This is a genomic window from Pseudomonas sp. SDO5532_S415 (assembly GCF_054071155.1).
In genome coordinates this window covers 1-7581 of record NZ_JBSVWS010000222.1, presented here as the reverse complement: position 1 = coordinate 7581, position 7581 = coordinate 1, and the positions used below count along the sequence as shown (strand labels likewise).

Genomic DNA, 7581 nt, shown 5'->3' with positions numbered 1-7581 from the left:
GCTCCTACAGGATGTACATCAATCCATATAGGAGCTGCCGAAGGCTGCGATCTTTTTTACGTGTTACCAGGTCACGCCAAACCCGGCGGTGTATCGGGTCTTGTCCAGATCGGCATCGTTGGTGCCGCTGATGATGTCCTTCTCTGCCTTGAGATTGAGCGATGCCCAATCAGTCACCTTGTAGCGCAAGCCCATTTCTGCATCCAGCGCATACTCGGCCACGCCCGACAGCGGCTTGCCCACTTCGCCGTTGGTGAAGAACTCCACTTTCTTGCCAATCAGATAGCGGTTGTAATCCCACTTCATCGCCACGGAATAGAAGTTCTCCTTGCTGCCATCGGCGAATTGATAATCCGTGCGGTTGATCAGCGAACCGAGGGAGAAAGCGCCCAACTCGTCATCCCAGAACTGATAACCCGGGCCGGTACCGACGGTGCGCTGACGGGACAGATCTTCGACCTTGTCGCGCTTGTAGACCAGGCGACCCTGCCAGAACCATTTTTCCGTCAGGAAGCGATCGAGGGAGTATTCGCCACGCCAGTTGTCCGTGGTGGTCACGTCATCCTGGTATTCGCGGTTGTACTCGCCTTCCGCGATGTGGCGCCAACGACCATGACGCGCCGTGGTCTTGAAATCGATGTCGTAATCATCGGTATCTTTCTCGGCGCGCTGGTAATCCAGGGCCGCGTCGATATTCCCCTTCCACACCAGATCCTCGACCACCGGCTTGGGCTTGAGGATCTGCTGGATACTGGCCAGTTCGACGGTCTTGGGTCCATCGCCGTTGGCCAGGGTAACCTTGCCGTCATCCGCCGCGTGCAGCGCCTTGGCCTTTTCCCCTGTGTAGGCATCCTGCTTGACCAGCATCTGCTGATCGCTTTCCAGGGTTTTGACCTGTTTCCAGTCGATAGGTACGTCACCGGCGTACTCGGTCTTGATCAGCAGCTTGCCACCGTCGAAAAGAACGATCTTGCCGCTCAGCTTGTCACCGTTCTTCAACCAGACGGTATCCGCGAGCAAGGGAGAGGAAGCGCTGACGACAGCGAGGCACAGCAGAGTTCTGGACAACATAAGCAAATACAGACTCAAGATTGCGAAAAAAAGTCGGCATTATTCGCAGGAATAAGGCCCTAGCAAGGACTGACACGACTATTTCGAATGAGTTCATTTCTCAACACGCGATCCTCGAATTACTCTACAGACGGTACTGTGAATTTTTTCAGGGTTATTTTTCAGGAATACTTTTTCAGGAACACTGGACGTGAACGAACCCACCGCTGAAACCGAGAGTGCGGCACAAATCCGACGCACGGCGTTGTACCTGACCCTCGCGCAAGTGCCCGAAGGCAAGGTGGTGAGTTATGGCCAATTGGCGGAGCTCGCCGGCCTCGGCCGCGCCGCTCGCTGGGTGGGACGGACATTGAGCCAACTGCCCGGTGACAGTAAATTACCCTGGCACCGTGTACTCGGTGCAGGCGGACGTATCAGCCTGCCCGCGGGCAGCCCATCCGGGGACGAACAACGCGCACGATTGCGCATGGAGGGCATCAGTATCCTGAATAATCGTGTTGATATTCGGCGCCATGGCTGGCGCCCGGTAGAGCACAGCGGTTAGAGTGCGCGCTTTGTTTCCGTATTTCTTGAGGCAGACTCCAGCCCATGCCCCGTAAAACCTGGCGCGCCGCGCTCGCTGCCTATGCCAGCCCCTCGACGCTTGTACTGTTGCTGCTGGGTTTCGCCGCCGGCCTGCCCTACATGCTGGTGTTCTCGACACTTTCGGTCTGGTTGCGTGAAGCCGGCGTTGCTCGCGAAACCATCGGCTATGCAAGCCTGATCGGCTTGGCCTATGCCTTTAAATGGGTCTGGTCACCGCTGCTCGACCAATGGCGCCTGCCATTCCTCGGCAAGCTGGGTCGACGCCGCTCCTGGCTGGTGCTGTCCCAGGCACTGGTCATCCTCGGCTTGATCGGGATGGGTTTCTGCGACCCGCAAAAGCATTTGTCCTGGCTGATCGCTATCGCGGTGGTCGTCGCCTTTGCCTCGGCGACGCAAGATATTGCCGTAGACGCCTATCGCCTGGAAATTGCCGATGACACTCGTCAAGCGGCCCTGGCGGCCAGTTACATGTCCGGTTATCGGATCGCCGCGCTGCTGGCGACGGCTGGCGCCCTGTATTTTGCCGAAGGTTTCGGCTCCACCGGTTTCAACTACAAACATTCTGCATGGGCCGGCACCTACATCTTGTTCGGTGCCCTGATGGTACCGGCACTCCTGACCAGCATATTCATGCGCGAACCACCGGTTCCACTGCGCACTCAATTGCAGGCCGGGCGCTACAGTTTCGTGCATCAACTGGCCTCGGTGTTCGTGCTGATCGTACTGCTGGTTTCCGTACCGGCCATGTTCACCCAACTCTACAACACCGACTTCGCCAGCGTGCTGTTCGAAGGTGCGAGTCCGCTCGACCTGTTGCTCGAAGACCGAGCGTTCCTGCGGGCCATCCTCTACACCACGCTCACTGCCCTATGCCTGTCGGCCATGGGCCGTCGCGGCCTGGCACCGGTGCTGACACCGGTCAACGACTTCATTCTGCGTTATCGCTGGCAAGCGCTGTTGCTGCTTGGACTGATCGCGACCTATCGGATGTCCGATACGGTCATGGGCGTGATGGCCAACGTGTTCTACATCGACCAGGGCTTCACCAAGGACCAGATCGCCAGCGTCAGCAAAATCTTCGGCTTGATCATGACCCTGGTCGGCGCCGGCATGGGCGGCCTGTTGATCGTGCGCTTCGGCATCCTGCCGATCCTGTTCATCGGTGGCGCTGCGTCGGCGGGCACTAACATATTGTTCCTGATGCTGGCCGACATGGGGCCGAACCTGCAGATGCTGGTGGTCACCATCTCCCTGGACAACTTCAGCTCGGGCCTGGCGACCTCGGCGTTCGTCGCTTACCTGTCGAGCCTGACCAACCTGAAGTTCTCCGCCACCCAATACGCCCTGCTCAGCTCGATCATGCTCTTGCTGCCCCGCCTGATCGGCGGCTATTCCGGGGTCATGGTGGAGAAATTCGGTTACCACAATTTCTTCCTGATCACCGCCCTGCTGGGTGTTCCGACGCTGCTGTTGATCGCCTTGCACTGGTTCCAGGAGAACCGCCGCGAAGGCCCGACACCGACGCCTGACCCCGTGCCCACCCAGGTCGCGGAAGAATCGTAGGAAATATCTGCAGGACACGTTGCAAAGGGCGGCGAGATTGCCGCCCTGCTGCCATACCGCCGACCGCACGCCTGTACGACAGCGGATCTCGCCCGTACAATGCTCCGTCATTTCTCGTCATCAGCAATCGATAACGGCCAACCATGCGCACCAGTCAATTTTTGCTCGCCACACAGAAAGAAACGCCTTCCGACGCGGTTGTGATCAGCCATCAGCTGATGCTGCGCGCCGGTATGATCCGCAAACTTGCCTCGGGCCTGTACACCTGGCTGCCGATGGGCTTGCGAGTGATGCGCAAGGTCGAAGCCGTCGTTCGCGAAGAAATGAACGCCGCCGGCTCGCTCGAAGTGTTGATGCCGAGCACTCAACCGGCTGAGCTGTGGCAGGAATCCGGTCGCTGGGAAGAGTACGGCCCTGAACTGCTGCGCTTCAAGGATCGCCACGGTCGCGATTTCTGCGCCGGCCCGACCCACGAAGAAGTCATCACCGATCTGATGCGCAACGAGCTGAGCAGCTACAAGCAGCTGCCGATCAATCTGTACCAGATCCAGACCAAATTCCGTGATGAAATCCGCCCACGCTTCGGTTTGATGCGCGGCCGCGAATTCATCATGAAGGACGCCTACTCGTTCCACGCTGACCAGCCATCGCTGCAGGTCACCTACGACCGCATGCACCAGGCGTACTGCAACGTGTTTACCCGCCTGGGCCTGAAATTCCGTCCGGTTGAAGCCGACAACGGCTCCATTGGCGGCGCCGGCTCCCACGAATTCCACGTACTGGCCGAATCCGGCGAAGACGACATCGTCTTCAGCAACGGTTCCGACTACGCCGCGAACATCGAGAAAGCCGAAGCCGTGCCGCGTGAAACGTCCCGTCCGGCACCGGCTGAAGAGCTGCGCCTGGTCGATACACCTGATACCAAGACCATTGCCGCGCTGGTGGAAAAATTCAATCTGCCGATTGAAAAGACCATCAAGACCCTGGTGGTGCACGCCGAAGAGAAAGGCAAGTTGATTGCCCTGATCATCCGTGGCGACCACGAACTGAACGAAATCAAGGCCGCCAACCAGCCTGGCGTCGCCAGCCCGCTGGTCATGGCTTCCGAAGCCGAACTGCGTGACGCCATCGGCGCCGGCGCTGGTTCCCTCGGCCCGCTGAACCTGCCACTGCCGATCATCATCGACCGTTCCGTCGAACTGATGAGCGACTTCGGCATCGGTGCCAACATCGATGACAAACACTACTTCGGCGTGAACTGGGAGCGCGACCTGCCGGTTCCGACCGTTGCCGACCTGCGTAACGTGGTCAGCGGCGACCCTAGCCCGGACGGCAAGGGCACCCTGGAAATCAAGCGCGGCATCGAAGTCGGACACATCTTCCAGCTGGGCAACAAGTACAGCAAGGCGATGAAGTGCGAAGTGCTGGGCGAGAACGGCAAGCCGGTCACCCTGGAAATGGGCTGCTATGGCATCGGCGTTTCCCGCGTGGTCGCGGCCGCCATCGAGCAGAACAACGACGAGAAAGGGATTATCTGGAGCGACACCCTGGCGCCGTTCCAGATCGCCCTGGTACCGCTGCGCTACGAAACCGACCTGGTGCGCGAAGCCACCGACAAGCTGTATGCAGAACTGACTGCAGCCGGCTTCGAAGTGCTGCTGGACGACCGCGACAAGAAAACCAGCCCGGGCATCAAGTTCGCGGACATGGAGCTGATCGGGATTCCTCATCGCATCGTGGTCAGTGACCGCGGTCTCGCCGAAGGCAACCTGGAATACAAGAGCCGTACCGAGGCCGAGCCGCAAGCGCTGCCGGTTGCTGACGTACTGCCGTTCCTTCAGGCCCGTATCCGCCGCTGAAACCAGATAGAGACGTCATGTTCAAGCGAAACACCTTAGGCCTCGGTGGTGCCGCCCTGTGCGGCACCCTGCTGGTCAGCGGCTGTGCCAATCACATGTCACAACGCAGCGAGCACGAGGAACGTGTCGAGCGCAAACTGCTCGATCACAGCCTGCAGATCGATGTTGGCGAGCCCAAGGTGCTTGAGCTGCCGCAACGCCGGGTGAAAATCCACGAGCAGAAGACTTTCGAAGTCACCGAGTTCGAAGTCACGCGCCATTACGATCGCTACACGCCTTACCAACCCTGGCGGGAGGTCTACGAGATCCCGCTGGGCGCGGTGGCGGTGGTAGGTGGTGTCGGCGCGAACGTGGTCAACGTGTTTGCCCTCGGTAACCTTCCCGATAGCGTGACCCGGGACTGGTTCAGCTATGGTTTTGCCGGGCTCAATCCGTTCATGAACGTGCAATCCAACGGTCGAGCGCAACAGAACCTGGCCGGGATCGACGAAGTCCAGCTCGACAAGCGTACGGAATACTCGAGCCTGCCGTGGAGCGAGCGTCCGGTCGAGGTCAAGGCCGGCAAGGAAACCTTCGAGCTGAGCACCGACAAAAACGGCGTTCTGCGCCTGAACCTGTTGGATAGCCCGTTCGCCGAACATGACCTGAACCATCTGGGCAAGCTGCAGATCAGTGTCGCGGACGGCAAGGATGACGTGCACACCGACTCGACCCTGGCATTGAGCAGCACCTTGCGCGGCAAGCTGCTCGAAGCCCACGGACTGATTTACGACGACCTGGAAGATGACGAAGTGAGCCAGTGGGTTCACCGGGTCAAACGCCTGTCGGAACTGGGTCTGGAAGAAGAAGCCAGCGAACTGGAACAGAGCCTGATCGAACTGACTCGCAACGATCCCGAACTGCAGACCGAATTCCTCAAGTCCCTGACCAAGGATGCCGGGCGCCTGGTGGCGGATCCGGGGCCGAATTAATAGCTAAAAGCTTCGCGAGCCGGCTCGCTCCCACAGTTTCTTTGGCGTTCACAAATCCAATGTGGGAGCGAGCCTGCTCGCGAAGAGGCACTGAAATTCACCGCCACATCAAAACCTGCCGCTACCGCTCGAATAACTCCATCTGCTCAAACCCGCCCCGCAAATCCTCCAGCCTCACCCCCACCCCCAACAACCGCACCGGTTTGCCGCCGCGATTGAAAGCCTGGGTCAGCAACAACTGATAACTGCCCAGATCCCGCCCTGCCCCGGCCTGTTCCAGCGTGGTCTGGGTGAAGTCGTGGAATTTCACTTTGACGAAAGGCTTTCCAGGCCTGTAGCTGCTGTCGATTCGCGCCATGCGCCCGGCCAGGGTTTCCAGCAACTCGGGCAATTTATCCAGGCAACTCACCAGATCCGGCAGGTCGACGTCATAGGTATTTTCGACACTGATCGACTGCCGGCGACTGTCGTTATGCACCTGACGATCATCGATCCCACGGGCCAGGCTCCAGAGTCGCTCGCCAAAGCTGCCGAATTCTCGCACCAGCGCCAATTTGTCCCACTCACGCAGTTGCGCGCAATCGAGGATGCCGAGCTTGCCCAACTTGTCGGCAGTCACTTTTCCGACCCCATGCAGCTTGCTCACCGGCAAGCCACTGACAAAGTCCTCGACCTGATCCGGCGTGATGACGAACAAGCCATTGGGCTTTTTCCAGTCGCTGGCGATCTTGGCCAGAAACTTGTTCGGCGCCACACCCGCCGAGACCGTGATATGCAGCTGATTCGACACCCGCCGACGGATGTCCTGGGCGATGCGTGTGGCGCTGCCGCCAAAATGCGCGCTGTCCGACACGTCCAGGTAAGCCTCGTCGAGGGAAAGCGGCTCAATGATGTCAGTGTAATCGCGGAAGATCGTATGAATTTCCTTCGAGGCTTCTCTATAGGCATCCATACGCGGCTTGACGATGGTCAGGTCCGGACACAGTTTCAACGCGTGCCCGGAGGACATGGCCGAACGCACGCCGTAAGCCCGAGCCTCATAATTGCAGGTAGCAATCACGCCACGCCGATCCGCCGCCCCGCCTACCGCCAGCGGTTTTCCGGCCAGGCGCGGGTCGTCACGCATCTCGATGGCAGCGTAGAAGCAGTCACAATCGACGTGGATGATTTTTCGCTGGGTCATATCAACGCGGTATTCATGGATAAAGAAATGGCGACATGCCGTGTCGGATAAGCAGTATCTCACCGGCACCTGTATATAGCACCAGTAGTCTGAAGGTTCTTTGCAACCTGTAGGAAAGCGCCAGGATAAATTTATTTTCTCAATCACAGGGTAGCTGCTGATAGAGCTGAAACCCTTGCCACGCCTGCCTCTCAGGCCGACAAGCACATTCGCCAGCAAGCTAAGCGATTGAACCTGAAGAGGTTTTACCGAAATTTACGGTTGACACCCTGTCGATCCTCTGTAGAATGCCGACACACAGACGCGGGATGGAGCAGTCTGGTAGCTCGTCGGGCTCATAACCCGAAGG

6 protein-coding genes are annotated in these 7581 nt (G+C 58.9%); 4 read left to right on the top strand and 2 right to left on the bottom strand.

The genetic code is table 11. From position 1 onward, the window contains the following. Positions 1 to 63: 63 nt before the first annotated feature. Positions 64 to 1071 (bottom strand): DUF481 domain-containing protein, encoded by a 1008-nt coding sequence (locus ACW9HW_RS27500; protein ID WP_457402446.1) that lies wholly within the window; start codon positions 1069 to 1071, stop codon positions 64 to 66. A 190-nt stretch (positions 1072 to 1261) separates the two neighbouring features. Between ACW9HW_RS27500 and ACW9HW_RS27495 the strand changes: the two genes are divergently transcribed. The 4 genes from ACW9HW_RS27495 (at position 1262) to ACW9HW_RS27480 (ending at position 6049) form a co-directional block, all read left to right on the top strand. After that, positions 1262 to 1615 (top strand): MGMT family protein, encoded by a 354-nt coding sequence (locus tag ACW9HW_RS27495; protein WP_095197022.1) that lies wholly within the window; start codon positions 1262 to 1264, stop codon positions 1613 to 1615. Positions 1616 to 1659: 44 nt separating this feature from the next. Beyond that, complete coding sequence (locus ACW9HW_RS27490; RefSeq protein WP_095197023.1) at positions 1660 to 3219, top strand: AmpG family muropeptide MFS transporter; 1560 nt, start codon at positions 1660 to 1662, stop codon at positions 3217 to 3219. Between the two features lie 143 nt (positions 3220 to 3362). After that, positions 3363 to 5078, top strand: a complete 1716-nt coding sequence (locus tag ACW9HW_RS27485) for a proline--tRNA ligase (protein WP_095197024.1) — start codon at positions 3363 to 3365, stop codon at positions 5076 to 5078. Positions 5079 to 5095: 17 nt separating this feature from the next. Further along, the gene (locus ACW9HW_RS27480; protein ID WP_095197025.1) at positions 5096 to 6049 is read left to right on the top strand and encodes a hypothetical protein; all 954 of its coding nucleotides are present in this window, start codon (positions 5096 to 5098) and stop codon (positions 6047 to 6049) included. Positions 6050 to 6170: 121 nt separating this feature from the next. On the opposite strand, the gene dinB is transcribed toward ACW9HW_RS27480, so the two are convergent. Then, on the bottom strand, positions 6171 to 7232 hold the full coding sequence (gene dinB, locus ACW9HW_RS27475; RefSeq protein WP_457402443.1) for a DNA polymerase IV: 1062 nt from the start codon (positions 7230 to 7232) through the stop codon (positions 6171 to 6173). Between the last annotated feature and the right edge of the window lie 349 nt (positions 7233 to 7581).